Annotated in this window: 23 protein-coding genes and 1 pseudogene; 12 read left to right on the top strand and 12 right to left on the bottom strand. The window is 67.3% G+C overall.

Annotated elements, in window-relative coordinates:
* A pseudogene (locus tag A5733_RS28240) lies at positions 1-79 on the bottom strand (hypothetical protein); the annotation flags it as partial.
* On the opposite strand from A5733_RS28240, the gene A5733_RS17560 reads away from it, so the two are divergent.
* Positions 60-2,732, top strand: a complete 2,673-nt coding sequence (locus A5733_RS17560) for a replicative DNA helicase (protein ID WP_369830951.1) — start codon at positions 60-62, stop codon at positions 2,730-2,732. The pseudogene A5733_RS28240 and the gene A5733_RS17560 overlap by 20 nt on opposite strands.
* A gap of 47 nt (positions 2,733-2,779) precedes the next feature.
* Here A5733_RS17560 and A5733_RS17565 read toward each other — a convergent pair whose 3' ends face one another.
* Entirely contained in the window at positions 2,780-3,685 is a 906-nt protein-coding gene (locus A5733_RS17565; protein WP_076241036.1) for an SAM-dependent methyltransferase, read from the bottom strand.
* 196 nt (positions 3,686-3,881) lie between these two features.
* Here A5733_RS17565 and A5733_RS17570 point away from each other — a divergent pair, with 196 nt between their 5' ends.
* Positions 3,882-4,934: a glycoside hydrolase gene (locus A5733_RS17570; protein ID WP_076241037.1), complete on the top strand. Its 1,053-nt coding sequence runs from the start codon at positions 3,882-3,884 to the stop codon at positions 4,932-4,934.
* Positions 4,935-4,938: 4 nt separating this feature from the next.
* Here the strand turns inward: A5733_RS17570 and A5733_RS17575 are convergent, their stop codons facing one another.
* Complete coding sequence (locus A5733_RS17575; RefSeq protein ID WP_076241038.1) at positions 4,939-5,829, bottom strand: serine hydrolase; 891 nt, start codon at positions 5,827-5,829, stop codon at positions 4,939-4,941.
* A 151-nt stretch (positions 5,830-5,980) separates the two neighbouring features.
* Here A5733_RS17575 and A5733_RS17580 point away from each other — a divergent pair, with 151 nt between their 5' ends.
* From A5733_RS17580 to A5733_RS17590, 3 genes are read left to right on the top strand one after another with little or no spacing between them, the layout of a single operon-like run.
* Complete coding sequence (locus A5733_RS17580; RefSeq protein ID WP_067771855.1) at positions 5,981-7,129, top strand: NAD(P)H-binding protein; 1,149 nt, start codon at positions 5,981-5,983, stop codon at positions 7,127-7,129.
* Complete coding sequence (locus A5733_RS17585) at positions 7,126-7,812, top strand: CPBP family intramembrane glutamic endopeptidase (protein ID WP_067771858.1); 687 nt, start codon at positions 7,126-7,128, stop codon at positions 7,810-7,812. The genes A5733_RS17580 and A5733_RS17585 overlap by 4 nt, the downstream gene beginning before the upstream one ends.
* 21 nt (positions 7,813-7,833) lie before the next feature.
* Positions 7,834-8,280, top strand: a complete 447-nt coding sequence (locus tag A5733_RS17590) for an SRPBCC family protein (RefSeq protein WP_067771861.1) — start codon at positions 7,834-7,836, stop codon at positions 8,278-8,280.
* A 9-nt stretch (positions 8,281-8,289) separates the two neighbouring features.
* Here A5733_RS17590 and A5733_RS17595 read toward each other — a convergent pair whose 3' ends face one another.
* The 7 genes from A5733_RS17595 to A5733_RS17620 form a co-directional block, all read right to left on the bottom strand.
* Positions 8,290-9,060 carry a DUF1906 domain-containing protein gene (locus A5733_RS17595; protein WP_067771864.1) on the bottom strand — a complete coding sequence of 257 codons (771 nt, stop codon included), beginning with the start codon at positions 9,058-9,060 and terminating at the stop codon, positions 8,290-8,292.
* Positions 9,061-9,145: 85 nt separating this feature from the next.
* On the bottom strand, positions 9,146-9,289 hold the full coding sequence (locus A5733_RS27555) for a hypothetical protein (protein ID WP_157561327.1): 144 nt from the start codon (positions 9,287-9,289) through the stop codon (positions 9,146-9,148).
* A gap of 28 nt (positions 9,290-9,317) precedes the next feature.
* A complete protein-coding gene (locus A5733_RS17600) occupies positions 9,318-11,462 on the bottom strand; it encodes a DNA gyrase subunit A (RefSeq protein ID WP_076241039.1) in 2,145 nt (714 codons plus the stop codon).
* A gap of 9 nt (positions 11,463-11,471) precedes the next feature.
* Positions 11,472-13,505, bottom strand: coding sequence for a toprim domain-containing protein (locus A5733_RS17605; protein WP_076241040.1), 2,034 nt, complete (start codon positions 13,503-13,505; stop codon positions 11,472-11,474).
* Positions 13,506-13,773: 268 nt separating this feature from the next.
* Positions 13,774-14,550 (bottom strand): 5'/3'-nucleotidase SurE, encoded by a 777-nt coding sequence (gene surE / locus A5733_RS17610; protein ID WP_076241041.1) that lies wholly within the window; start codon positions 14,548-14,550, stop codon positions 13,774-13,776.
* Positions 14,547-15,530: a 1-phosphofructokinase family hexose kinase gene (locus A5733_RS17615; RefSeq protein WP_076241042.1), complete on the bottom strand. Its 984-nt coding sequence runs from the start codon at positions 15,528-15,530 to the stop codon at positions 14,547-14,549. Before A5733_RS17615 ends, surE begins: the two co-directional genes overlap by 4 nt.
* Positions 15,531-15,562: 32 nt before the next feature.
* A complete protein-coding gene (locus A5733_RS17620; RefSeq protein ID WP_369830952.1) occupies positions 15,563-16,474 on the bottom strand; it encodes a L,D-transpeptidase in 912 nt (303 codons plus the stop codon).
* A 253-nt stretch (positions 16,475-16,727) separates the two neighbouring features.
* Between A5733_RS17620 and A5733_RS17625 the strand changes: the two genes are divergently transcribed.
* From A5733_RS17625 to A5733_RS17650, 6 genes are all read left to right on the top strand, one after another.
* On the top strand, positions 16,728-17,462 hold the full coding sequence (locus tag A5733_RS17625) for a thioredoxin domain-containing protein (protein ID WP_076241043.1): 735 nt from the start codon (positions 16,728-16,730) through the stop codon (positions 17,460-17,462).
* Entirely contained in the window at positions 17,459-18,319 is an 861-nt protein-coding gene (locus A5733_RS17630; RefSeq protein ID WP_076241044.1) for a cytochrome c biogenesis CcdA family protein, read from the top strand. The genes A5733_RS17625 and A5733_RS17630 overlap by 4 nt, the downstream gene beginning before the upstream one ends.
* Positions 18,320-18,365: 46 nt before the next feature.
* Positions 18,366-18,746, top strand: a complete 381-nt coding sequence (locus A5733_RS17635; RefSeq protein ID WP_076241045.1) for a BlaI/MecI/CopY family transcriptional regulator — start codon at positions 18,366-18,368, stop codon at positions 18,744-18,746.
* On the top strand, positions 18,743-19,675 hold the full coding sequence (locus tag A5733_RS17640; protein WP_076241046.1) for a M56 family metallopeptidase: 933 nt from the start codon (positions 18,743-18,745) through the stop codon (positions 19,673-19,675). Before A5733_RS17635 ends, A5733_RS17640 begins: the two co-directional genes overlap by 4 nt.
* Positions 19,676-19,837: 162 nt before the next feature.
* Positions 19,838-20,428 (top strand): cysteine hydrolase family protein, encoded by a 591-nt coding sequence (locus tag A5733_RS17645; protein ID WP_076241047.1) that lies wholly within the window; start codon positions 19,838-19,840, stop codon positions 20,426-20,428.
* 37 nt (positions 20,429-20,465) lie between these two features.
* Complete coding sequence (locus A5733_RS17650; RefSeq protein ID WP_076241099.1) at positions 20,466-21,818, top strand: APC family permease; 1,353 nt, start codon at positions 20,466-20,468, stop codon at positions 21,816-21,818.
* Here A5733_RS17650 and A5733_RS17655 read toward each other — a convergent pair.
* On the bottom strand, positions 21,811-22,839 hold the full coding sequence (locus tag A5733_RS17655; RefSeq protein WP_067771895.1) for a fused (3R)-hydroxyacyl-ACP dehydratase subunits HadA/HadB: 1,029 nt from the start codon (positions 22,837-22,839) through the stop codon (positions 21,811-21,813). The genes A5733_RS17650 and A5733_RS17655 overlap by 8 nt on opposite strands.
* 126 nt (positions 22,840-22,965) lie before the next feature.
* The gene (locus A5733_RS17660) at positions 22,966-23,538 is read right to left on the bottom strand and encodes a PadR family transcriptional regulator (RefSeq protein ID WP_067771898.1); all 573 of its coding nucleotides are present in this window, start codon (positions 23,536-23,538) and stop codon (positions 22,966-22,968) included.
* A gap of 72 nt (positions 23,539-23,610) precedes the next feature.
* On the opposite strand from A5733_RS17660, the gene A5733_RS17665 reads away from it, so the two are divergent.
* Positions 23,611-24,018, top strand: coding sequence for a nuclear transport factor 2 family protein (locus tag A5733_RS17665; protein WP_076241048.1), 408 nt, complete (start codon positions 23,611-23,613; stop codon positions 24,016-24,018).
* The last annotated feature ends 3 nt before the right edge of the window (positions 24,019-24,021 follow it).

Consider the following 24,021-nt stretch of genomic DNA (forward strand, 5'->3'; position numbering starts at 1 on the left):
CCTCCACCAACCGGCGCAACAGCGACTTGTCGGCGACGATGGCGGCGTAGAACCCGGCATTGGCAGCCGTGGGCACCCGGGTGGTGCAGTACGGCTACGCCGGGGCCGACGGCGCCGACGTCAGCGATGTGGTGGATCGGGCCCAGGCCGAGATCTACGACGTCACCGAGCGGCGCGCCTCCGAGGACTTCGTCCCCCTCGAAGATCTGCTGCAGCCCACGATGGATGAGATCGACGCGATCGCGTCGCAGGGCGGCATCGCGCGCGGTGTGCCGACCGGGTTCACCGAACTCGACGAGATCACCAACGGCCTGCATGCCGGGCAGATGATCATCATCGCGGCGCGGCCGGGTGTCGGGAAGGCACTGGCGCTCGAGACTCCGCTGCCGACTCCCAGCGGCTGGACCACGATGGGTGACGTCGCCGTGGGTGATCACCTCATCGGTGCCGACGGTGAGCCCACGCGCGTTGTCGCGGCCACCGACGTCATGCTCGGCCGCCCGTGCTATGAGGTCGAATTCTCGGACGGCACAACGATCGTCGCCGACGCCCAGCACCAGTGGCCGACGGGCGACGGAATCCGGACCACCACGCAGCTGCGCCCGGGCGTGCATGCCATCGCTGCCCCGAGTTCTGGCGGAGGCGCCGCGGTGCTGGCGCCGGTCTGTCAGGTCGCCGCGGTGCGACGGCTCCCCAGTGTGCCGGTGCGGTGCGTCGAGGTGGACAACGCCGCGCATCTGTACCTGGCCGGCCCGGCGATGGTGCCGACACACAACTCCACCCTGGGCTTGGACTTCATGCGGTCCTGCTCGATCAAGCACCGGATGGCCAGCGTCATCTTCTCGCTGGAAATGAGCAAGTCCGAGATCGTCATGCGGCTGCTCTCGGCCGAGGCGAAAATCAAACTGGGCGATATGCGTTCGGGCCGCATGAGCGACGACGACTGGACCAAGCTGGCTCGCCGGATGAGTGAGATCAGCGAGGCGCCGCTCTACATCGACGACTCGCCGAACCTCACCATGATGGAGATCCGCGCCAAAGGCCGACGGCTGGCCCAGAAGGCCGACCTGCGGCTGGTGGTTGTCGACTACATGCAGCTGATGAGCTCGGGCAAGAAGTACGAGTCACGTCAGCAAGAAGTTTCGGACTTCTCCCGAAGCCTCAAGCTGATGGCCAAGGAGCTCAACGTTCCCGTGGTGGCGATCAGCCAGCTGAACCGTGGTCCCGAGCAGCGCACCGACAAACGACCCCAGGTCTCCGACCTCCGTGAGTCGGGCTGCCTGACCGCGAATACCCGAATCCTGCGCGCCGACACCGGCGCTGAGGTGACCTTCGGCGAGTTGATGGCAACGGGTGAGCGGCCGCTGGTGTGGTCGCTCGATGAGCGCAAGCGCATGGTGGCCCGACCGATGACCAACGTGTTCTACAGCGGCCACAAAGAGGTGTTCAAGGTCCGGCTTGCGTCGGGCCGCGAGGTCGAAGCCACGGCAAACCATCCCTTCATGACGTTGGACGGCTGGGTTTCGTTGGGGGATCTGACAGTTGGTGCCCGCGTCGCGGCGCCGCGGACAGTGCCCGAACCGGTGCAGACCGAGCGGATGGACGAGTCCGAGATCGTGATGCTGGCGCACATGATCGGCGACGGTTCGTGTGTGAAGCGTCAGCCGATCCGGTATGCCTCGGTTGATGAGGACAACCTGACTGCTGTCGCAGCGGCTGCGACCCATTTCGGGATCACCGCGGTAAGGGACGAGTACGCGGCGGCTCGGGTGACGACGCTGCGTATGCCGGCGCCGTACCGGCTGACCCACGGTAAGCGCAACCCGATTGCGGCCTGGCTGGACGAGCTGGGGCTCTTTGGTCTGCGTAGCTATGAGAAGTTCGTGCCCAAGCCGGTTTTCGCGCTGCCCAACGATCAGGTGGCGTTGTTCCTTCGGCACCTGTGGGCGACAGACGGCTCGGTTCGCTGGGATGCCAAGGTTGGACAGGGCCGGATCTACTACGCCACCACCAGCCGGCAGTTGGCCGACGATGTGATGCAGTTGCTTCTGCGGGTCGGAGTGGCTGCGCGGATCAAGCGCGCTAAGAAGACGGGATACCGGGACTGCTGGCACGTGCTGATCTACGGCGCGGAGAACCAGCGACGGTTCCTGACCGACGTTGGTGTGCACGGTGGTCGCGGTGTGCTGGCGCGTGATGTGCTGAGCCACCTGACCGCCATCAGCTGCAACACCAATCTCGACACCGTGCCCAAAGCGGTGTGGCAGCAGGTGAAGTCGGCGATGACGCGTGAGGGTATCTCGCACCGTCAGTTCGCGGCAGCGATGGGGACGCAGTTCTGCGGTTCGGCATTGTGGAAGCACTCACCGAGTCGGGACCGGTTACGCAAAGCCGCGCACCTGCTCAACGATGAGACGCTGCACGACCTCGCTACCAACGATGTGTTCTGGGACGAGATCGCCGAGATCACGAGCATCGGGGAGCACGACGTCTACGACGGAACCGTTAGCGGCACACATAACTTCGTCGCGAACTTAGTCAGCCTACATAATTCGCTGGAGCAGGATGCCGATATGGTGATGCTCCTGCACCGGCCTGACGCCATCGACCGTGAAGACCCCCGCGGCGGTGAAGCCGACATCATCCTGGGCAAGCACCGTAACGGCCCGACCGCGAATATCACTGTGGCACACCAGCTCCACTTCTCGCGGTTTACGAATATGGCGCGGTAGCCAGGTTTCGTCGACGCAACGGACGACCAGGCGTATGCCGTGCGGCGTCACCCGCGGTGGGCCGACAGGTATTGGTAACTCAGCGTGCCGACGGGAAGGTTCTCAGGTGGTCGGCGGCCCAACTCGGCCATCACCTCGGCGGTGACCTTGCCGGAGGTAGTCCATCCACGTTCGGTCAGCCACTCGGCAATGTCGGCACGGTGGCCCTCGGTGAAGAACAGTTCGTCACTGGAGTAGACCTCTGCGCGGGTCGTCTCGTTCATCCGCGCAAACATTGCGCGCAGATTCTCCTGGTTGTAGAAGTCGGGCGGATAAATGTCGACGACCAGTCGGCTACCGGGCGCGCTGAGCCGGTGAACTCGCTCGAACAGTTGGTCCTGACCGTTAGGTGGCAGATACGGCAGGAGTCCTTCGGCCACCCAGTCGGTGGGTTCGTCGGGATCGAAGCCGGCTGCAGTCAGTGCGGCTGGCCAGTCCTGCCGCAGGTCGATAGGCACCGGGCATCGTCGGGCTGACGGCCGCTCGCCCCGCATGGCGTCGGACTTGAACTCGAGCACGCCCGGTTGGTCGAGTTCGTAGACGACGACGCCGGTGCGCCAAGGCAGCCGCCAGGCTCGGGCATCCAGTCCGGCGGCCAGCAGGACGACCTGGTTTGCCGAACCGTCCCGGAGAAAGTCATCGATGAATCGGGTCCGGCAAGCGGCCCCGTTGGTCGAGGCCTGCCGAAATTGTGCGACTGCGGGATCGTCGTAGTCCGCAGAGTGCCAGGCCTGGGTGCCGTAGGGGTTCTGCCAGCCCTTGGCGACGGCGGAATCGATGAAATGCTGTGCAAACGGGTCGGTGAACAGTCGGTCGTCGCGCAGTGTTTCGGCGGCCCGGACCATGGCTGTGGCCAGCGCGGTGCTGCCGACCTTTCCGGCGATGTCCCAGCTGTCGCCTTCGCTTCTGGCCATGTCCGCTCCTCTGTCGGCAGCTGAAGGAGATGCTATTGACGGACGCTATGGAGCCGTAGCGTAGGCAGCTACCTCATTCAAACCGCGCGCCCACCGCGGACAGGTGGACATCGTCCAACCCAGTTCGTAGCCTGTCCGAGAACATCGACAGCCGGACCAAGATCGGTCCTTGCAGTGAAGGACCGTGAGAATCCGTATGACCGGAGTGCGCCGTTTACTTCGGCGAACGGCGCACGGCTCGGCAGTCGCAGCCCTGGTTCTGGCCGCCTCGGTAACCAACGTCCATGCCGACCCGGCGGCCGACGCGCTCTCCAAGCTCGACGAGCTGTCACGCCAGGCGGTCGAAACTCGTGAGGCCGTCACCGCAGCCCAACGCGACGTCGACGCCAGCCAGGCCGAGCACGCCGCCGCCGCGGACCGCCACCGTGCCGATGAAGAAGCCCTCGCGGTGGCCAACGTCCAGCTCGCCCCCTACCAGGCCGCGGCCGACAAGGTGGCGGCGATGACGTACATGAGCGGTGGCCGGGGTCAGTTGGCGGCGGTGATGACCGCGACGTCCCCACGACAGCTGATCGATCGACTGTCGTTGGATCGGGCGGTCGCCGGCCGGATCGCCGACCAACTGGAGGGGGCACGCGTAGCCCGGGAGCGCGCCGCCGCGGCCGCGGCGGCGTCGGAGAAGTCGGCCGCCGACGCCCGGACCAAGGCCGAGCAGGCCGCCGCGGTGCGCGCCGACCTGCAGCGCAAGTGGACGGAGCTGCTGCGACAGATCTCCGCCGCGGAGGCGCAGTACGGTGCGCTGACACCCCAACAGCAGGCGATCATCGACAACGCCCCACCAAGCGCACCACCGGGAAAAGATGCGTCACTGGCCGCTGCCCGGGTCGACATCCCGGAGGCGTTACCCGTGGGCGTTGCCTCCGAGGTTGGGCTGCAGCCCAATTCGATCTTGGCGGCGCGGGCGGTCAGCGCCACGTTCCCCCAGATCGCCGAGATCGGCGGGGTGCGGCCAGACTCCAAGCCATGGCATCCCAGCGGCCTGGCGATCGACATCATGATCCCCAATTCGGGCAGCCCCGAGGGCATCGCGCTCGGCGATGAGATTCTCGCCTTCGCCTTGAGCAATGCCGCCCGGTTCGGGTTGCAGGATGTGATCTGGCGCGGCACCTACTACACGCCGTCCGGACCGCAGGCCACCGGTTACGGCCATTACGACCACGTGCACATCACCACGACGCCACGTCGTTGACCCGTTAGACGTGCCCGCCGGGGAACATGGTCTTGACGGCCTGGGTCATGGTGTTGCGGGCAGATGCGGCATCACCGGGTTCCAGGGAGCTCATCGCCATGACGTAGCGGCGGTCCGGCCCGATCGCGCCGGTGGACACGTGAAGTTGATTGCCACCGTTCCAGCAGCAGAACCAACCTTGCTTGACGGCGACGGGCTCCGCGTACAGCCCCTCGGGGATGCCGAAGCGTTGCGGGTATCCGTCGGTGCCCGTCGGGGTGGATTGGGCGAGGTTGCTCATGATCACGTTGGCCTGCTCGGGAGGCAGCCCGCCGCTGCCGTCCAACAGCATGTCGTAGTAGCGAACCAGGTCGCTTGCGGTGCTTTGCGTGACGTCCCAGTGCCCGTTGTAGGGCGCGGTGGTGCCCGTCAACCCGTACCGCGCCACGATGCGTGAGATGACGGCGTTGCCTCCGCTGCGGTCCCAGAACGTCTGGGCCGCACCGTCGTCGGAGGAGCGCAGCATGATGTCGAGCGACTTGCGATCGGCCGCAGTCAGTTTCGTCTCGCCGGTCGATTCCCGCAGCAGCAGATCGTCGGCGATGAACAGCTTCACCACCGAGGCGATCGGGAACGGTTGGTTGGCGGCGCTGGAGACCACCGCGCCGGTGTTGCGGTCCAGCACGGACACCGTGATGTCGGCGCCGGATTTGGCTGCGTCGGCGGTGGCTTGGCGGGTGCGGGCGTCGAGACCGTCGAAGGGCGCCGCCGCCGGGCCGGTCGGCTCTTGAACTACCGGATCCTGGGCGATGTCCTGGATCGGCGTGGCCGAGACCTGTGCCTCACAACCGACGAGCATCGCCACACTGACGATCGCCATGCCGGTCACCGCCGCCTTCGACAGCCGCCTGCGCATACATCCTCCACATCATCCGGGGCCAGGGGAGCTGCGATGGACTCTGCGCCCGGCGGTCGTCCCAGCCTAGCCGCGGTCGATCCGGCCACACGATGTCGCACCCAGGGAACTCCTGGTGTGGGTTCGGAGCTCGCCGGGTATCGAACCGGCTATGCGCATTCTGGTCACCGGCGCCACCGGGTATGTCGGCTCCCGCCTGGTCTCGGCATTGCTGGCGGAGGGTCACCAGGTCACCGTGGCTGCGCGCGACGCCGACAAAGTCGCGCGGTTCGGCTGGGTGGATGACGTCCGGTGCGTCGTCATGGACGCCGGCGATGCAGACTCGGTGGGCCGCGCGCTGACGGCCGCATCGCGGAAGGACGGTATCGATGTCCTCTACTACCTGCTGCACGGCATCGGCGAACCCGATTTTCGCGAAGCCGACAATCAGGCGGCGGGAAACGTCGCCCGGGCTGCCGCGGCGGCGGGAGTGTCGCGCATCGTCTACCTCGGCGGTTTCGTCCCCGACGCGCGAAATTTGTCGGAGCACTTGAAAGGCCGCGCAGAGGTGGCCGCGGCACTGCAGGTGCCCGATGGTCCCGAGCTCGTCTGGCTGGGTGCAGCGATGATCATCGGTGCCGGGTCCACCTCGTTCGAAATGATGCGTTATGTCGCGGACCGCTTCGTCGCGCTCCCCATGCCGGGCTGGGCCGGTAATCCGATCGACCCGATTTCCATTCGTGACCTCCTGTACTACCTGGTGGCCGCCGCGGACGCCGAGCAGGTTCCGGCCGGCTCCTACGACGTCGCCGGACCGGAGCGCACCACCTACGGCGAGTTGTTACAGCGTTACGCTCGGATTTGTCGCCGCCCCCGGGTGTCGCTTCCGCTGCCAGGTGTGCCGATCGGACTGGTCGGTCGACTGACCGCAGCCGTGCTGCCGCTGCCGGGTGGATTGTCCGCTGATCTTGTTGCCTCCCTGGAATATCCGATGACGACCTCGGGCCGGAGACTGAGTGCGACGGTGGCCGACCCGCCCGGAGGCCTGGTGGCTGTCGACGACGCCCTCGCCCGATCCGTCGCGTATTCCGCGCCGACGCCGGTCGATGTTCTGGGGGATCCGCACCGCCTGGCCACGACCGACCCCAGGTGGGCCGGTGGTGACGCGTTGTGGTTGCGGCGCCTGGCAGGCGCCGTCACGCCGCGCCAGACCCGACGGGTATTGGGTGTGCTGGCGGCCATCCCCAAACCGGTGGTCGGTGCGGTCCGGACCGGCCTGGGCGTTCTCGGCGCTCTCAAACCCGGGATGCATGCGTCATGACGAACCTGCTCGACCTCATGCGCACCAGCGCGACAGCCCCGCCGGAACCGCCGTCGGTGATCCGCCGACGTCGGCGCTTCGTGGTGGCTGTCCTGATTCTCGGAGCCGTTCTACTCGGTGTGTCGCTGACTCGCCGCCCCGGTGACCCGACCTTCTATTGGTTAACCTTCGGCCTGGCCGCGGCGTGGGCGGGCGGTGCCTTTCTGTCGGGCCCGCTGCACCTGGGCACCGAGTCTTGGGGCCCGCCGTATCGGCGGCCGGCGTTACTCGGGATCGCGACCGGTGTGCTCCTCGGTGCGGCGTTTGTCGTCGGCGCTCTGGTGGCGCGCGAGATCGACGTCGTCGCAGCGTTGATCACCCGGGTCCTCGCCTTCGCCCACCACGGCTCGTTGCTGTTGATCGTGACGATCACCCTGGTCAACGGCGTGGCCGAGGAACTGTTCTTCCGCGGTGCGCTCTACTCCGCGCTGTCAGGCCACCGTCCGGTGCTGATCTCGACGCTGCTCTACATCGTCGCCACCTCGGCGTCCGGGAATCCGATGCTGGGGTTCGCTGCCGTCATCCTCGGAACGGTGTGCGCGTGGGAGCGCCGCGTGACCGGCGGCGTGCTGGCGCCGGTGCTGACCCACCTGGTGTGGGGGCTGGTGATGGTGCTCGCGCTCCCACCACTGTTCGGGCTGTAGAGATTCGGGTATAGGTCCGCCATGGCGAGTATCGACGTAACCGAATCCTCCCCAGCTTCACCGAAAGATGCGTGGGCCCTCGCGTCGGACCTGTCGCGGTTCGACGAATGGCTGACGATCTTCGGCGGATGGCGCAGCAGGCTTCCCGAAAAGCTTCAGAAGGGCACTACTGTTTCGTCCCTGATCAAGGTGAAGGGCTTTCGCAATGTGATCCATTGGGAAGTCACCGAATACGACGAGCCCAACCGGATCGAACTGCGCGGCAAGGGCCGCGGTGGTGTGCACATCTGCCTTGACTTGCGTGTGCGGGAGAAGTCACCCGGATCGTTGTTCCATGTGGTCGCCACGCTGTCTGGCGGCCTGCTCAACGGTCCGGTCGGTCGGGTGGTCGCCGGCGTGTTGAAATCCGATGTGCGTAAATCGGTTGCCGCACTGGCCGCGTTGTCGCCGACACCTTCGGCGAGCTGAGGATCTCGCTCAGGGATGCATGTTCCACTGGCCGCAATCCTGGGCCAGGACATCGTTGACGTCGACGCGGATGCCCCCGACCACCGGTCCGGGATTGGACGCGGTGTCGATGACGCGCTGGTAGAGCACTGCGGCTGGGTGGATCTTTCCACCAGACCAGGACCGGGTCTGCCAGATCCACGCACGGCCGGGCGTACCAGATCTGCCGATGACGCCGTCCTCGATGGCCCACTGGCATGGGTTGACGCCCGCATAGATGCCGGTGCGTTGGACACCGATGACCGAGTTGATTCCGCGAAACCAGGGCAGTGCAACGGAGTTCCAGGTGTTGCGGTCGATGTCGTCGTCGACGCTGAAGAAGACCGGCGCGCTCTGGCCGCCTCCTGCCGCGGTGTGCAGTTGCCAGGCGGTGCGCGCGTCGGCGACACCGCCGGCGTACCCGCGGGTGAAGTCCGATGGCGCTGTCCCGCCGGGTTTGCCGTACTGAAAGTTGCTGACGATCACCAGTCCGGCCGCCGTCAACTGGCGGGCGTAGGGCAGGGTGATCGGCTTGGCGCCGAAGGACGAGCCGGGACGCGAGGTCGAGACGTAGTTGATCACCCCGGAGTGCCCGGCCGCCCGGATGTCGCCGGCCGGGATCTGGCGCATGGCGAAGTCGATGAGGGTGGGAGCGGCGGCCAACGCCGGCGGCGCACCGATGGCTGCGGCGGCCGCACCGAGGCCTGCCAACGCCGACGCCGTGGCGGCATAGCGCAGCGCGTCACGTCGGGATACCTGCACGGCGCGATGTTAACAATGTGGCGGCTGTTAACGATGGTGCCTCGCGGGGCGAACCGCGTCGGATGTCGAACCGTTACCCGGCCGATCAGGACAGCAAGAAGACCGCAACCACCACTACCAGCACCACCACGGCAAGGAACGCCAGGCCGACTGCCGCCCCACGGTTGTTTTTGGCCCAGATCCGCACCGACGGCACGGTGACGTAGATGTGTGGTTCCGCGCTGACCATGGAGCCTCCTCGAAGTGTTGTGGTCAGGCTACGGCGCCGGCGTGACGTCCGCCCCCGATCCCTTCACCGAGGCCTTCGCCCGGTTCTCGGCCCGCACCGTCTTCTTGCCGCGCACGAAGCCCGTTGTCGACACAGTCGCCGAGAGCAACGCATCCTCACCGTTGACGAACGGATGGAAACCGACGCCGGCACCGCCGCGGCCCTTCACCGGGATATCGGCGACTTCGGTGACCTTCCAACCCTTCTCGGAGATCGAAAGGAGAGCTTCCCCGTTGCCACAGGTCAGCGGCAGTGCGGCGATCACGGCGTCTTCCGGGTCGCCGGCCACCAGCTTCACCCCGGCCACGCCATTGCCGGCCACGCCTTGCGGATTCACTGCGGCCGGGTCGATGCGCAACACCTTCCCGCGTCGCGTCACCAGGGCCAGGTGGTACCCCTCGGCGAGCACGCCCGAGGCCAGCAGCCCGGTGATGTCCGGGGCCACGGGGATGTCGCGGATCTTGAACGGCAGCCCGCCACCGGTGGTGAACTTCACGCGCCCGTCGGTCCACACCGCCCACCCCAGACCTGAGGTGAGCAGTTCGCCGTGGCTGTCGGAGAACACGCCGCGGTCGTCGAGGCGCCAGGCGGTGTTGACCTTCCGCTCCCGCGGCCCGTCGTCGTCGGTACCCGACGTCACGGGTGTGGCCTCGGCATCCAACACGGTGCGACGGTCGAACTCGGGGCCTTTGAACAGTTTTGCCGTCTCGACGAGTTCCTCGTCGATCACCTTGCGGCGCGCATCTGGATTGGACACCAGCTCGGTGAGCTCGGCGAACTCGGCGTCCAGCTTGTCGGCCTCGGCCTGCAGCTCGATGACGTCGAGCTTGGTCAGGCGTCGAAGTTGCAGCGCCAGAACGTAATTGGCCTGCTCTTCGTCGATCGCGAAGTGCTCCTGCAGGCCGCGCCGGGCATCGTCGACGGTGTCGGAGCCGCGGATGACCGCGACGGCGGCGTCGATGTCTAGGTGGATTTTCATCAGGCCGGCCACCAGGTGGCGCCGGGCGGTGACCTTCTCCAGCCGGTACTCGCTGCGGTGCAGGACCACCGCATCGCGCAGATGCAGGAACGCGGAGATCAATTCGCGCACCGACCACCAGCGCGGCACCCGGTTCTCGTCGAGTGCGACGAGGCTGGCGGCGAAGGTCGATTCCAGCGGGGTCAGGGCCAGCAGTTGCTCACGGATCTGCTCGGCACTGTGGCCGCGTTTGGCGGTGACGACGATGCGCAGCCCGTTGCGGCGGTCGGTGAGATCCGACATGTCCGCCACACCGGACATCTCGCCGGACTCGACCAGGGCCCGGATCCGGTCCTGCACAGTGTTACTCGCGACACCGGGCGGCAGCTCGGTGATGACGCAGTTCTTCCCGTCGACGGACACCGTGCCACGCACCGTCAACGTGCCCTTGCCGGTGGTGATGTAGTCGCGCAGCCCTCCGGTTCCGACGACGGTGGCCCCGCAACCCCAGTCCGGGCCGGGGATGAGCTTCACCAGCCGGTCGTCGGTCATGTTCGGCGTTTTGAGCAGGGCCCGACAGGCCGCCATGATCTCACGGGGATTGTGTGCGGGCACCTTGGTGGCCCACCCCTCGGCGATGCCGACGGCGCCGTTGCACAGCAACACCGGCCAGCGGGCGGGCAGGACCGTCGGCTCGACCCACTCGCCGTCGAACGTCGGCACCATCTGCACCGCGTGGTCCTCGAGCTCGGCGGTCAGCGCCGCACCGGGTGCCGACAGCCGCATCTCGGTGTAGCGGTCCGCGGCCGGGATGTCACCTTGGATACGCGGGAAAGCACCTTGCCCGTCAATGACTTTCACCCGCTGGAACTCTGCGGCCATCAGGGCGGCGGCCCCGTACATCGACGCGCCGCCGTGCGGGTGTAGGTTGCCGGTCACCGCGGAGCAGACCTTCGAGGACTTCTGCGGCTTGTTGCCGGGCAGCAACCGCGACTCGTGCATCTGGTAGAGCAGGCGGCGCTGTCCCGGCTTGAGCCCGTCGAAGGCCGAGGGGATGGCGCGGTCGCTGACGCTGTAGAGCGCGAAGGTCAGTTGGTAGCGGTTCCAGTAGTCGTCTGCGCTCTGATCGAGGACCAGGTCGGCGTTCTGCTCGGGGACGTCCAGGGTGGCGGTCATCGGGTACTCCTAGTCCAGATCGAGGGAAGCGGTGTCGACGCGGGCGGCCACATCGGCCATCCACGTGCGCCGGCCCTCGGGTGGCCCGCCGAACAACGTGTGGTGCAGCTTGCTCTCGCCGTCGTCGAGATGAACGCGAATCACGGTGCGCCGCTGCGGATCCAGCACGGTGTTCCAGAAGTCGTCGGCGTCCATCTCGCCCAGACCCTTGTTGCGCTGCACCTCGACCTTGCGTTTGGAGGTGGCGCGCATCTGGGCCACCGCGGCGTCGCGTTCGGACTCGTCCTGGCAGTAGACGCGCTCGTCACCGGCCTTGACGACGAACAGCGGCGGCAGCGTCACGTAGACCATCCCGGCCTCGACCAGCGGCCGGTAGAAGTCCAGGAACATCGAGATGAGGCTGGAGTTGATGTTGCCGCCGTCGGGGTCGGCGTCGGAGGCGAACAGGATCCGGTCGTACCGGCACTGCTCGGGGTCGCAGCTGTCGCGCACGCCGCAGCCCAGGATGCGTTCGATCGAGTCGAACTCGTCTTTGCCCCGGGCCTTGCTCAGGGCGAAGCCATAGACGTTGGGCGGCTTGCCTTTCAGCGGGAAGGCGGCTTGGAAGGTGGCATCGCGCGCGGCTTTGATGGTGCCCAGTGCCGAGTCACCCTCGCACAGGAACAGCTCGGCGCCCGATCCACGTCCGGTCTCCCGGCTGGGGAGAAGTTTCGGCGGTAACGACAGGTTCGTCCCCAGGCCCTTGGCCTTGGACGCCGCGCGCGATCGCGCTTTGGCGCCCTCGGCGCTGCGCCGGGCGCGGGCCGATTCCAATGCCAGCTTGGTCCACAGCGACACGGTGTCGCCGTTGGCGGGGTTGGCCGCCCAGATGGTGACGCTGCGCGCCACGTCCGGGGCCATCGCCAGGTTCAGCGATCGCGACGACACCGCGGTCTTGGCCTGTGAGTCCCACGCCACGTCGGGTGCGCGGGTGTCCACCGCCAGGGCGGTGACCGCCACGAAATCCTGTGCCTCCGGCCCTTCTTCGCCCTTGGCCAGGCCGAGGTCGCGCATGCGCGACGCGCGGTCGGCCAAGGCCTCGGACAGTCCCTTCAGCGCGGCCGTCAAGTGCGATCCACCGCCGGGGGTACGCACCGTGTTACAGAACGCCGCCACGGTCGTCGGCTCGGCGGGTCCGGCGGTCAACGACCACCGGAACGGGGTGGGGCCGCGGCCGGTGGTGTACTCACCACGCCCTTCCACCACGGCGCGTACCTCGGGCAGCGGTGTGCCCGCGTCGGTACACATCAGGTCCAGCAGGGTGTCGGTGCCCCACGGACCGCTGAACGGCTCCAACAACGCGGACGCAATCTCTTCGCCGGGCCAACCCTCGTCCACGACCACCAGGTGCACCCCGGGAGACATCCGCGCGGCAGCGTGCGCCCGCAGCAGCACCTCGCCGATGTCGACGCTGGAATCGGGGACGACGGCCGGGTCGAACAGGATGCGCACCGTGGTGCCGTGCGCATCGGGCCTACGGTTGCCGGCGCCGCGAAGCTTCTGGGTGTCGGAGCGGGTGAAAGGTGCGTCCGGGTCGAAGTCCTTACCGTCGAACACTCCGGGATAGCCCCGACCGAAGCTCTGCAGGTAGGTCTTCCCGGCCCGGCGCACCGTCACATCGGTACGCGCCGAGATGAAGACCGCTGCGGCGGCGCCGATTCCGTTCAGACCGGCTCCGGTGCTCGTCGCGTCGGCGTGCGCCGAGAACTTGCCGCCGGCGCGCGCGGTGCCCAGCGTCTTGACGATGCCGTTCTTTCCGGTCACTGGGTCGGAGTCGACGGGCAGGCCACGGCCGTCGTCGGCGACGCTCACCGAGCCGTCGTCGTGCAGGGTGATCGTGACGGTGGACCCGCCGTGACTGGGGTCGGCGACCTCTTCGATCGCGTTGTCGACCAGCTCGCGCAGCGCCGTGTTGAGCACGTCGAGGCCGAGGTTCACCGCCGGCCGCAGCCGTGTGTGCTGGACATCGTCGAGCTCGGTGATGTCGGCGGCGTTGTAACTCACTGCTGGTCCTTTCCCGTCACGGCCGATGCCGCAGCAATCGGCGGCCACCCGATCGCGCGGGTAGCGTACGCATTGTCTCCTGAGCCGCCGACAGTCACCGCTATCGCCACGGCTCCAAGCCCGCAACCGCAGCTCCTGGAACCACAGACACGCTGGTCGGGCTTTCGCGGCAGTGAGTCGATTCACAGATCACCCGATGCCGGCGGCGAGGTCGAAGCCAACTCCTGCACGGCCCCGAGGAGGGCATCCGCGTGGGTGCGGCGCCCGGTCAGCGATCCAGCGAATCCAGCCAATCCTGAACCAGTTTCCCGTCGTCGGCTTCCACGGATCGCAGTGACGTCAGGGTTGGATGTCCCGCGGTCAGCAGGGCACTGTCGGTGCCCGGCTCCGGCTCGTCGGTCACCTCGACTTCGCCCAAACGCAGGTCACTGCCGCCGACGTCGTCGACACGCGCCTGCACCGTCCCGCCGCGTGCGAGCCGCGCATGGCGCAACGGACCCACCTGTGCGGCCGGCCGGTCGGGGACGTTGAGGGACAGGACGGTGGCCTCGGGTGCGTCGAGCAGGAGCTCCAGCACCGGTGCCAGGAGGTCCGCGGCGGTGTTCCAGTGCCGTTCACCGGTGGGGTGCAGTGCCACGTCCAAGGACACCGCCAGCGCGCTGGTATGGCTGATCATGGCGGTCAGCGCAGCGCCGACGGTGCCCGAATGCAGCACGGCCCGACCGACATTCGCGCCGTGGTTGATACCGGACAGCACCAGGTCCGGCCGCGGATCCAGCCAGCCGTTGAGCGCGGCGACCACGATATGTCCGGGCTGCGCATGCACCGCCCAGGCCTCGACGCCGTCGAGCCCGGGCAGCTCCCGGCGCTCGACGATCGTGCGGCCCTGTTTCCGGACCGCACTCAACGCCGCACTGGCACCGCTGGACTGCTCCGCGGGTGCCGCCACGATCACGTCCAGGCCAGTATCCCGAGCGGCCGCGGCCAGCGCATGCAGGCCGGGGGAGTCGATTCCGTCGTCGTTGGTGATCAGGGCACGTCTCATGCGTGGGAGCCTTTCTCCGCCTGCCACGGTCGTAGCTCGACGCGTTCGGCGAGTGTCTCCACCGCCCGTGCCCCACCGGTGCCCAGTCCGTGCCGGACGACGTTGAGCGCGCCGCACGCCGCGCCGATCTGCAACGCACGGCGCAGCGGGCGCCCCTTGGCCAGGGCGGCGACGATGCCCGCCGTCATGGAATCCCCGGCACCGGCCGGGTCGGCCGGTTCCAACTTCGGCATGCCGATCTCGACGATGTCACCGCCGCGCGTCCCGTCGCCGCCGGGTGCCTGCTCGTCGAGCAGGGCCAGCGCCGGCGCGGCACCCGAGCGTGACACGACGATGGTGCCCGCGCCCTCTTCGCGCAGCGCGTGCATGGCCGCTACCAGGTCCTCGGCATCGTCGGATTTCGCCCGACCATCGGCGAGGAGCTCTTCGTGGCTGACCTTGACCAGGCGTGGCCGTCCGGCGAGCACGGCCTCAAGCCGCTCGCCGGCCAGGTCGGCCGCCACGTCGCAGCCGTTGGAGCCGAGATCGGTGGACAGCCGCCGGTAGAGGTCGGCGGGCAATACCCGGTCATCCTGCGGCCCGGACAACAGCACCCGGCCGTGGGTGAGGCCTTCGGTCAAGGTGAGCTCGTAAAGCGAGTCCAGTTCATGGCGGTCCAGCGGATTGCCTGCGCTCTCGGCGATCACCTCCCGGTTTCCGTTGCGGCGATCGTGCACGTAGGCCCCGTTGCGGGAGCTGACCCGCACGGTGCGCACGGTGACGTCCTGGATGGGCAGCAGGTGGCCGAGGACGTCGCCCGTCTCGCCACCGAGGGCCGAGCACAGCACCACCGGCACGCCGAGCGAGGACATCATCCGCGACTGCCAGACACCCTGGCCACCGGCGTGGACGTGGATGTCGGCTTCGCCGGAGCGGTCCTCGACGGTCACGGTCAACACGGGCAGCGGGGCGAAGATCACCACGGCATCAGTGTTCGTCATGGGGCAGGGATACCCACTCCGCGCGAGAAGGCCTAACGCAGTGCGCTTCCGGCGAGCCACTGATCCCATGACGCACCCCAATCGCCGTTCTGCCAGATCGGCAGGGGCTCGCCCCCGGTGTTGCGGACTTCGAACACATCCCCGGGTTGGGAGAACTCGTAGAACCAGCGCGCGTTGTCGGCGTTGACGTTGAGGCATCCGTGGCTCGTGTTGGTGTTGCCTTGTGCCCAGACCGTGCTGTCGAGCTGGTGGACGTAGATCCCGCTGTTCGTCAGGCGGACGGCGTAGTTGACCGACAGCTTGTATCCCAACCGGGAATCCACGGGCAGCCCATAGCTGGAGGAGTCCATGATGACGGGATTGGCCTTGTCCATCACGGTGTAGACCCCGGGCTGCGTCCAGAATGAAATCTTCGTTCCACCAACAGTTTCCGAGCCGCCCATGCCCATCGACGTGGGGATCGTCCGCACCAGCTCACCGTTGCGGTAGACGCTGATCGTCTTGGTGGTGTCGTCGGCGATGGACACGTGCGCGTCGCCGATGCGGAACGCGACGGAGCTGTCCGCCTTCGCGACCACCTGGGTGCCCGGGCGGTAATAGCTTTGTGGGCGCCAGTGGGCGTGCTGACTGTCCATCCAGAACCACGAACCATCAACCGGTGGAGTGGTTTTGACCGAGAGTCGCCGTTCGGCTGCGGCACGGTCGGAGATCGGTTCGTCGAAGTTGGCCACGATGACGGTGCCCACACCGTACGTGCCACCGTCGACGAGTGCGGCACCTGAGGTCGACGTGAAGGTGACGCGCGTCTGCTCGCGGGTGGTGAGTGTGGTGAAGGTCGACGGCTGCGTATGGGGTATCCCGGTGTGACCCTGGCTCGACCCGATGAACGTAGGCGCGGGCGTGGCCGGTGGACCTGCCGACGGTGCTGCTGCGGCGTGGGCCACGGACTCCCGGGTCAGCAGCCAACTGAAAGCGGCCGCGATGGTGACGACAAGCACGAGGCCCACGGTCAGCCCCGCACGTAACCGTGACGCGGACGCAAAGTGCCTTGGCGCAGAGCATCTTTCCGGCCAGCCAGTCAACACGGTCCTCCTCATCTGGCGCTTATCTGGCGCTCGTGATCCGGCCGTCAGGTGTGCTAGAACAGAGCTACGTACCTACGCCGTAGATACGTACGAGGCTAGCACGGAGGTGACGATGAGTGGTCGACGCGAAAGTCTCCGCCGGGACATCGTCTTCATCGGGGGCCTGGTGCTGCTTGCGGCCGCGCTGGTCCTGTACTTGACGACGGGTTCAGGCAACGATGCGGCGTCCGCCGCCCCGGCGTCGCAACCGGAGGCATCGGCAAGTGCCACCGCCGGTGGCGGTGAGCAGACCGGCGGGCGCGGAATGGAGCGCCGCGTGCCAGGGGACCCGCTCGCCCTGGGTGACCCCGATGCACCGGTCGGAGTGGTGGTGTTCTCCGACTACCGCTGTCCGTTCTGCGCCAAGTTCAGCCGCGACACCGAACCTGAACTCATCCGGCGATACGTCGAGGCAGGCAAGCTGCGCATCGAGTGGCGGGACTTTCCGATCTTCGGTGAACAGTCGATGCTCGCCGCTCGCGCCGGACGGGCCGCCGCTGATCAGGGCCGGTTCTGGGAATTCAACCGCGCGGTCTATGCCGCCGCGCCGGAGCGCACGAAAGCCAACCTGACCGAGCAAGCCCTGATCGGTTTCGCCGAGCAGGCAGAGGTGCCCGACATCGAGAAGTTCACCGCCGGGATGCGGGGGAGCAGCTATGACGCCGTCATCAATGCGGACCTGGCCCAGGGCACCGGCATCGGCGTACCGAGCACACCGGCGTTCCTGATCGACGACGTACCCCTGCTCGGCGCGCAGCCCACCGAAGAATTCGTCCGTGCCATCGACGCAGCGTTGGCCGGCCGGTGAGCGGCATCGGCCTCCTCGGTGCCTTTCTCGGGGGTCTGGCGTCCTTGCTCAGCCCGTGTTCGGCTCTACTGTTGCCGTCGTTTTTCGCCTACGCCTTCGACCGGGTGCAGTTGCTGATCGTTCGGACGGTCGCCTTCTGGGTCGGACTGTGCGCGGTGCTGGTTCCGTTGGGTGCCGGTGTCGGGGCGTTGGGCACCGTGGTGACGCGTTACCGAAGTGAAGTCACCGTGATCGGCGGGCTGGTCTTGATCGGGTTCGGGTTGATGACGCTGGTGGGCAAGGGATTTCGGATACCGGCCGTGCAACGGATCACCGCCCGGATCAACATCTCCGGCACCGTGTCGGTGTTGGCGCTCGGCGCGGTGTACGGGCTGGCCGGCTTCTGCGCCGGCCCGCTGCTGGGGGCTGTCCTGACGATGTCGGCGATGGGAGCCGATCCGATCTACGGGGCCATGTTGATGGCGGTCTACGCCCTCGGTATGGCCGCGCCGTTGTTCGTCCTCGCCTGGTTGTGGGAGCGCTTCGATCTGTCCCGACGGTCCTGGTTGCGGGGACGGCCGATCCGCCTGGGGCCGTTGCAGACGCACACCTCCTCACTGCTCACCGGGACGGTCTTCATCGTTCTCGGCGCGGTGTTCCTGCTCACGGACGGCACCGCGAGCCTCGGCGGTGTGCTGACCGTCGATGAGCAGTACGACGTGCAGGTCTGGCTCAGCACGCTGTCAGCGCACGTCAGTGACGTCGGTGTGGTCCTGGGCCTCGTGCTCGCGCTGATCGGGTGGCGGTTGGTCAGGATCCGACGGCGGGCGGACACGCCTCGAGGGGAGAAGAAGCTACTATCGCGCTACATAGGTTGACCAACGAGACGACGGTACGTGTGGCGACGTGCCTCGACAGGCGGTAATGGGCGTGGGAATAAAAGGATTTGGTGATCTCGAGGCCGTGGTGATGGATGTGCTCTGGTCACGGTCGGAGCCGTCGACGGTGCGTAGTGTCCACGATGAGCTCGTCAGCCGCCGCCAGATCGCCTACACCACCGTGATGTCGACCATGGACAACTTGTTCCGCAAAGGGTGGCTGCTCCGGGACAAGGTCGGCCTGGCCTACCATTACCGGCCGGTGATGTCCCGGGAGGAACACTCCGCGCAGCTGATGCGCACGGTGTTCGAATCCGGTGGAGACAGCGAGCTGATCCTCAACTTCTTCCTCGAGCAGATCACCGACGACGACTCGGTGAAGTTGCGGCAGATGCTTCAGCGGTTCACCGGGGAGAAGTCGCGATGAACGCGGTGACGTTCCTGCTGGCTTATGCGGTCGCGCTGAGTTGGCTGGCACCGGGGCTGCTCACCGGCCACCTGCCGACCGGCATCAGCCCTCGGCTGGCAGTGTCGGCGTGGCTGACGGCCGTCGCCACGGCGTTGATCGCCTGGGCCGGGGCCCTGGTGATCCTCGTAGTGGGCGCGACCCGCAGCCTGCTCACCCACACCGAGCTGACCTTCTGCGTCGAGACGTTGGGCATCGCCGACGCGGTGACGTTACCGCCCACCGCCGCCACGGCTGTGGTGCTCGGCCTGCTGATGCTCACCGGTGCCGCCACGATCCAGACCGGGCGACGCGTCGTCGGCACGTTGCGCCGGGTCCGACGCTCCAATTGTGAACACGCAGAAGCGGTCCGGATCGTCGGGCGAGCCACCGGGGACAAGGACGTCGTCGTCATCACCGCCGATCAGCCGACCGCATACTGTGTGTCCGGCGGTGCGCGGAGCACGATCGTCGTCACCTCCGCTGCACTGGAACTGCTGAATCAGCCCCAGGTGGCCGCGGTGCTGGCCCATGAGCGGGCGCACCTGCGCGGGCGGCACCACCACATTGTGGCGCTGCTGGGCGCGCTGTCCGCGGCCCTCCCGCGGTTACCTCTGCTCCGCGCCGCCGCGCACGCCGTCCCGCCGCTACTGGAGATGTGCGCCGACGATGCGGCGACCCGCAGCTACGGCCGGGCGCCACTGCTGACGAGCCTGGTGGCGCTCAGCACCCGACACCGCCTACCCGACGGGGTGTTGGCGGCAGCCGGGACGGCGGTGGTGCAGCGGGCGCTGCGACTGACGCAACCAGTGGGTGAGAACCGTTGGCATTTCCAGGCGTTGGCGACGTCGGCTGTTCTCGTCGCCACGCTTGCCACCCCCGGTCTGGCCTTCACGCTCTGCCTGCTGTGACGTTCAGGGCATCGTGTCCCTGCACCGATTTCCACGCCCGGGTCGTGGTCGCCGCCATATCGCAGCCCTGCGGTAGAAAGCGATGACCGGGTCGCCGGGTGAGCACGAAATTCTGCCGCCATACCACTGGCAAAAGACCGCCCACACCGCCACGATGGTCGGATGAGTGAAACGTTGCGCGCTCTGGCCGGATTACCGGCACAACCGCCGAGCCTTCGAGAGTCTGCATTGATCCTGATCGACTGCCAGGTGACCTACACCAAAGGTGTGATGGAGCTCGACGGAGTGCAGGCCGCACTCGACGAGGCCGCATCACTGCTCGACCGGGCCCGTAGCGCAGGCATTCCGGTGATCCACATCCAGCACGACATGGGCCCGGGATCGGCTTACGACATCCGGGGTGAGTCCGGCGCCATCGTCGATCGGGTGGCGCCTCGTGGCGACGAACCTGTCGTGGTCAAGGGTTATCCGAATTCCTTCGTGGCCACCAATCTTGACGAGCAGCTCAAGGGTCTCGACGCCAAGAACCTCCTGTTGGCCGGATTCATGACGCACATGTGCGTGAACTCGACCGCACGCGGGGCGTTCAACCTGGGCTACGCGCCGACCATCGTCGCGTCCACCACCGCCACCCGATCACTGCCGGGAGTCGACGGGCCGGTGCCGTCGTCCGCCGTGCAGGCCGCGAGCCTGGCCGCCGTCGCCGACCTGTTCGCCGTCGTCGTCCCCGACGTCGCCGCAGTGCCGGATTGAGTTTGCGCACCAAGCCCCGGGGGGTATGACGCACGGCATGACCGCGGAGGCCGGCGCCAGCCGACAACAAGATGAGCAGGCTGAGGGCAAGCTCAAACGCAAGATCACCGGGCCGCTGCTGTTCTTGTTCATCCTCGGCGACGTCCTGGGAGCCGGTGTCTATGCGTTGATGGGGGTGCTGGCCGGAAAAGTCGGCGGGGTGCTGTGGGCGCCGCTGCTGATGGCGCTGGTGCTGGCCATGCTGACCGCCGGGTCGTACGCCGAGTTGGTCACCAAGTACCCCAAGGCCGGCGGCGCGGCCGTGTTCGCCGAACGTGCCTTCGGCACACCGCTGCTGTCCTTTTTGGTCGGGTTCGCAATGCTCGCCGCGGGGATGACGAGCGCGGCCGGCTTGGCGCTCGCGTTCGCCGGCGATTACCTCGCGACGTTCGTCGACGTGCCCATGGTGCCTGCGGCCATCGTCTTCCTCGCGCTGGTCGCTGCCCTCAACGCCCGGGGGATCAGCGAGTCGGTCAAGAGCAACGTCGTCATGACGGTCATCGAGCTCAGCGGTCTGCTCATCGTCATCATCGCCGGCGCGGTCCTGCTCGGCAGCGGCGGTGGCGATGCCGGCCGGCTGATCCAGTTCCCCGAGGGATCGGCCCCGGCCCTGGCGATTCTGGCCGGTGCGATCATCGCCTACTACTCGTTCGTGGGATTCGAGACGTCGGCGAATGTGGCCGAGGAGATCCGTGATCCGGGCAAGGTCTACCCCGCGGCGTTGTTCGGCGCGCTCATCACCGCCGGTGTCGTCTACGTGCTCGTCGGCATCGCCAGTGCGGTGGCGTTGCCGGCCGATGAGCTGCGCCGATCGTCAGGGCCGTTGCTGGAGGTCGTGTCGGCCTCCGGGCTGGCCGTACCCCCGCGCGTCTTCAGCGCGATCGCGCTCGTCGCCGTCGCCAACGGCGCATTGTTGACCATGATCATGTCCAGCCGGCTGGCCTTCGGGATGGCCGAACACGGGCTGCTGCCAACGGTTCTCGCGCGGGTGCTGCCCCGGCGGCGCACCCCGTGGGTGGCGATCGTCGCCACCACGGCGGTCGCGATGCTGCTCACGGTGGTGGGCGATCTGTCCACCTTGGCCGAGACGGTGGTGCTGCTGTTGTTGTTCGTGTTCGTGTCCACCAACGTCGCCGTGCTGGTGCTACGCCGAGACCGGGTGGAGCACAGTCATTTTCAGGTGTGGACGGCCGTGCCGGTGCTCGGGGTGGCGTCGTGCGTGATGCTGCTGACCCAGCAGACCGCCAAGGTATGGCTCTTCGGTGCCATCCTGCTGGCGGTCGGTGTGGTGTTGCACTTCGTGGCCCGGGCGGCAACGCGTGAGCCGGACCGGGCGGCAAGGGTCAGCTGAAGCGGACGTTCAGCGTCGCGAGCCCGAAGATCTTGCGGCCACCGGCTTTTGCGCCGACGATGACGACGCCGCTGCGGGTCTCGGGGTCCAGGGATTTGATCCGTCCGCTGTACTCGATGTCGGCACCCTCGGCGGCCGGCACCACCGCGGGTTGCGAGAGCCGGACCGCGTAGCGGGTCACCGCGGCGGGGTCGCCCGACCAGGAGGACGCGAACGACGCGCCCAACCCCATGGTCAGCATGCCGTGGGCGATCACGTCCGGTTGCCCGGCCAGTTTGGCGATGTTCTCGTCCCAGTGCAGCGGGTTGGCGTCGCCGGCGACACCGGCATAGTTCACCAGGTCCCCGCGGGACAACCGGGTGTGATGCACCGGCAGTTCGTCGCCGACCTTGACGTCGTCGAAGGACGGTGACTTGGGTGTCCGGGTCGTCCCGTCCTGGGCGATGTGCGCCTCGTCCTCGGGGCGCACCGTCTTGTGGTACGAGCCGGATTCCTCGACGCCGAGGAGGTTCACGTCGTGCATCATCACGCCCTGCACGGCCTGCCTGATGGCCGGATCGACCTCGTCGCCGGTGACGCCGACGACGGTGGTGTGCAGCGTGTGGACGCGCTCGCCGGCGGTGTCGGTGAACGTGTTGGTGACCGTGATCAGATCGCGCCCGGCGACCCGGCGTACGGAGGTCAGCTCGACGTCGATGCGCAGTTCATCGCCACTGACGATCGGGCGGTGCTGCTCGAAGACTTCCTCGGTCTGCAGGTACATGTCGTAACCGACGACGACCGATTCGAACATGCGCTGGTTGCACGCCATCGCCGGGCCGGAGGTGAACGTCAGCGGCGCGACCAGGTCGGGATAGCCGAGCTCGGCAGCAGCGGCGAGGTCCCAGTGTGCGGGGTGGTAGTCCTGCACGGCCCGGGCGAACTCGCGCACCTTCTCGCGGCCCACCAGATAGGTGTCCTTCATCTGGTAGTAGTGGCCGACCCGGGATTCGAGTGTCGACGTTTCTGCTGCTGCGGTCATGAATCTGCTCAACTTTTCTATCGGCTTGGTCGCTGAGGCCGACGCATGCACACTAACGTCTGCACCACGCGACAATCCACGTCGGTGGGTGTTGCCCGCGAATCCGGCCCGGGAACGTTTCGGCAGTCACCGACGCGGCCGGCCCACCGCCATTCGTTGCTCGATGACATCGAGCGCACGGCGGGCCCAGTCGATGTTCTCTTCCTCGAACCGGATTCCGCGCAGCAACGTCAGGTAGGGGCCGATGCGCTCGGCCTCGGTGAGGTAGTCGGTTTCGGTGCGCCCGGCGAGCAGATGTTCCTGCACGCGCCGGTACCGGTCCAGCTTGGCCGTCGCCCAGTGCAGGCGTTCGGTGAGCGACGTGCGAACCGCCTCGATGTTGCCCGAATCGACGGCCTGGATCTGAACCAGGAGGTCTTCGCGGATCGCGCCGGGTTTCGGCGGTACTTCGGTGAACGTGAGCAGGGCCTGGCGGCCTTCGTCGGTCAACGAGTACAGGCGCTTGTTCGGTCGCCGGTCTTGTTCGACGAGCCGTGCGGCGATGAGTCCCTCGGCCGCCATGCGTTCGAGTTCGCGGTAGAGCTGTTGCGGCGTGGCCATCCAGAAGTTGGCGACCGACGCGTCGAACCCCTTGGCCAGGTCATAGCCGGAGGCCTCGCCGTCGAGGAGCGCGGCCAGCACCGCGTCACGAAGCGCCATGCGTGGATGCTATCAGCGAAGTTAATAATCAAAAGATTGACTATCGCGACGGGCCGGGCCTAGCATCGGCGCGTGCATCCGTTCCGAGAGGCCGTGGAGGCCCGTGACGAGGCGGCGATCGAAGCGCTCCTGGCTGACGACGTGGTCTTCACCAGCCCGGTCGCGTTCAAGCCGTACGCCGGCAAGCCGATCACCGCGGCGATCCTGCGCGGGGTCATGCGGGTCTTCGAGGATTTCCAGTACGTCCGTGAGATTGCCGACGCCTCAGGGCGCGACCACGCGCTGGTCTTCCAGGCGACGGTGGCCGGCAAGTTGATCACCGGCTGCGACTTCCTGCATCTCGACGACGACGGCAAGATCGACGACTTCATGGTGATGGTGCGGCCGCTGTCGGGCGCGACCGCGTTGGCCGAGGCCATGGGTGCTCAGTTCGAACGGATCCAGCAGGAAGCCGCGGACGAGATCTCGCGGCAGGGTTAGCGC

Origin of the sequence: Mycobacterium sp. NS-7484, from assembly GCF_001953975.1 — a bacterium.
GTDB lineage: Bacteria > Actinomycetota > Actinomycetes > Mycobacteriales > Mycobacteriaceae > Mycobacterium.